The sequence below is a fragment of the Jannaschia donghaensis genome, from assembly GCF_001403795.1.
Taxonomy (GTDB): Bacteria; Pseudomonadota; Alphaproteobacteria; order Rhodobacterales; family Rhodobacteraceae; genus Jannaschia; species Jannaschia donghaensis.
This window is the reverse complement of the sequence record NZ_CXSU01000012.1, coordinates 1095117-1097943: the sequence shown is the minus strand read 5'-3', so window position 1 is coordinate 1097943 and position 2827 is coordinate 1095117. Positions and strand designations below refer to the sequence as shown.

Annotated in this window: 3 protein-coding genes and 1 pseudogene; all 4 read left to right on the top strand. The window is 64.3% G+C overall.

What is annotated here, in order from left to right; translation table 11 throughout:
• The coding region (locus JDO7802_RS14620) for a beta-ketoacyl-ACP synthase II (protein WP_055086684.1) at nt 1-838 on the top strand (838 nt) is incomplete at its 5' end.
• A 20-nt stretch (nt 839-858) separates the two neighbouring features.
• Complete coding sequence (gene mltG, locus JDO7802_RS14615; protein ID WP_055086683.1) at nt 859-2031, top strand: endolytic transglycosylase MltG; 1173 nt, start codon at nt 859-861, stop codon at nt 2029-2031.
• Between the two features lie 255 nt (nt 2032-2286).
• The gene (locus tag JDO7802_RS14610; RefSeq protein WP_055086682.1) at nt 2287-2622 is read left to right on the top strand and encodes a hypothetical protein; all 336 of its coding nucleotides are present in this window, start codon (nt 2287-2289) and stop codon (nt 2620-2622) included.
• Nucleotides 2519-2827, top strand: a pseudogene (locus JDO7802_RS18590) (ATP-binding protein); the annotation flags it as partial. The gene JDO7802_RS14610 and the pseudogene JDO7802_RS18590, both read left to right, overlap by 104 nt.

Genomic DNA, 2827 nt, shown 5'->3' with positions numbered 1-2827 from the left:
CTTCATTCCCTCCGCCCTGATCAACCTGGTGTCGGGTCAGGTCAGCATCCGGTACGGTTTCAAGGGGCCGAACCATGCGGTCGTCACCGCCTGTTCGACCGGGGCCCATGCCATCGGCGACGCATCGCGCCTGATCGCGCTGGGCGACGCCGACGTGATGGTAGCGGGCGGGGCCGAAAGTCCGATTTCCGAGATCGGGATCGCCGGGTTCAACGCCTGCAAGGCCCTGTCGACCAAGTGGAGTGACGACCCGACGAAGGCGTCGCGCCCGTATTCGGACGACCGCGACGGGTTCGTCATGGGCGAAGGCGCGGGCGTGGTCGTGTTGGAGGAGTACGAGCATGCCAAGGCGCGCGGCGCGAAGATCTATGCGGAAGTGACCGGGTACGGTCTGTCGGGCGATGCGTATCACATCACCGCGCCGTCCGAGGATGGCAACGGGGCCGAACGGTCGATGCGCGCGGCGCTGAAGAACGCCGGGATTTCACCGGCGGACGTCGATTACATCAACGCGCACGGCACCTCGACCATGGCCGACACGATCGAGCTGGGCGCGGTGGAGCGTATGATGGGGGATGCCGCATCGGGCGCGACGATGTCGTCGACGAAGTCGGCCATCGGGCATTTGCTGGGCGCCGCCGGCGCGGTCGAGGCGATTTTCTGCATTCTGGCCTTGCGCGATCAGGTCGCGCCCCCGACGTTGAACCTGGATGCACCGCCCGACACGAAGATGTCGCTTGCGCCGAAAGTGGCCGAGAAACGCAAGATCGACGTGGTTTTGTCGAACTCTTTCGGGTTCGGTGGCACAAACGCGTCGCTTGTGATGCGCAAGGTTTAACTTCGAGGTCGAACCATCTGATGTGGAAGCATATTGCAGCCAACGCCCTGACCCTTGGAGTGGTCGTAATTGCCTGTCTTGCGGCGATCATCCAGATCGGCAAGTCGAGGTGGGCCGAGCCGGGACCGCTGACGGAGGCGACGTTCTTCGAAGTGCCACGCGGGGCGTCGATGCGAGTGGTGACGGAGGATCTGGTGGAGGCGGGGATCGTGTCGTCGGGCAGCATCTTCCGTATCGGCACGAATTACGCCGAGCGCGGCGGCGACCTGAAGTTCGGGACCTATGAAATTCCGGCTGGGGCCACGATGCCGGAGGTTCTGGATATCGTGACTGCGGGGGGGCCGTCGGTCTTCCCCTATAGCGTCACCTATCTGGTGCGGCAGCGCGGGCCGGAGGTGCGCGTGCGCGAGCGCATTCCCGGCCAGGAAGAGGCGATCGAGATCGCCACGTATGAGCCCGGCGTGGATGAGGTGCCCGAGGAATACACGGCCCTGATCGAGCGGGGCGTGCCCATCACGTGGCGCGTGTCGGTGGCCCCGGGGCTGACGTCTTGGGATGTGGTCGAGGCGTTGAAGGCGGTCGATTTCCTGGAAGGGGGCGACGATTTGCCGGTGCCGCCCGAGGGCAGCTTGGCCCCCGACACCTATGACGTGGCGCGTGGGTCGGATATTGAGACGCTGATCGACCGGATGCGATCGGCGCAGGAAGGTATTCTGGCCGATGCCTGGGCCAGTCGTGTGCCGGGCCTGCCGATCGAAACACCGGAGGAGGCGCTGACGTTGGCGTCCATCGTGGAGAAGGAAACGGGCGTTCCCGAGGAACGGCGGACGGTGGCGGGCGTGTTCGTCAACCGGCTGGAACAAGGCATGCGACTGCAGACGGACCCGACGGTGATCTATGGCATCACGAACGGGGAAGGCGGCCCGCTGGGACGCGGTATTCGGGCGAGTGAGTTGCGTGCGGCAACCCCGTACAACACGTATGTCATCGAAGGTCTGCCGCCGACGCCGATCGCCAACCCAGGCGCCGCGTCGATCCGCGCGGCGCTAAACCCCGAAGAGACAGAGTTCATCTTCTTCGTGGCCGACGGGTCGGGGGGACATGCGTTTGCCGAGACGCTGGCGCAGCACAACGCGAACGTCGCCGCCTGGCGCGCGATCGAGGCGGCGCGGGACGCGACGTCGACCGACTGACGCGTGGGATTTGGTAGATGCGAGGGGCCGTCCGGAGGGGCGGCCCTTTTTGGTTTGGGTGTTATATATAATTAAAACAATTAGATGCGAGAAAGATCGCGGATCCCGCCGAAAGGCTGTTGACCGACCGAACGCTCAAAAACATCTTTAGGGCAAGCTGGAAGAAATGGGCAGGACGGATCGGGGCAACCCGGCGGGTCCAACCTGATTTTCGACGTGCGGACCAGGCTTAGAAACCTGCACGGAGCTTGATGCATGGAAGAGAATACGATGGGACACGAGGGGCTGGACACCCCTCGGACGACGATCGAGCGGCTTGAGGCGGCGCTTGAGAGCATGGAGGCCCTTCGCCGGGCGGCGGAGCGCAAGGTGATCGAATTCAACGGTCTGACCGACGAGGAAATCAAGGCGGCTGACCTGTCGCAAATCCAACGCGAATTGGGCAAAGCCGTCCAATCCGTCGTCGTGGAAGAAGGGAAGGCAAGCGATGCCATACGACAGCAGAACAGCGGCGGGGGAATCGATTTCGACGCGGCACGCGCTTCGATCCGGGGCCGTCTCGATCGCATCCGCACCGCGGACGGTGCGTGAGGCGTTCCTGAGCGAGCTGAGTGAGAACGAGTTGCAGGCGCTGCCTTATCTGTTCGATTTCTGGGCGCTGGATCATCAATTGCCGCCCGCTGGGGATTGGCGGACCTGGGTGATCCTGGGTGGTCGTGGCGCGGGCAAGACCCGCGCCGGAGCTGAATGGGTGCGGGACGCGGTCGAAGGATCGCGCCCCCTGATGGCGGGGCGG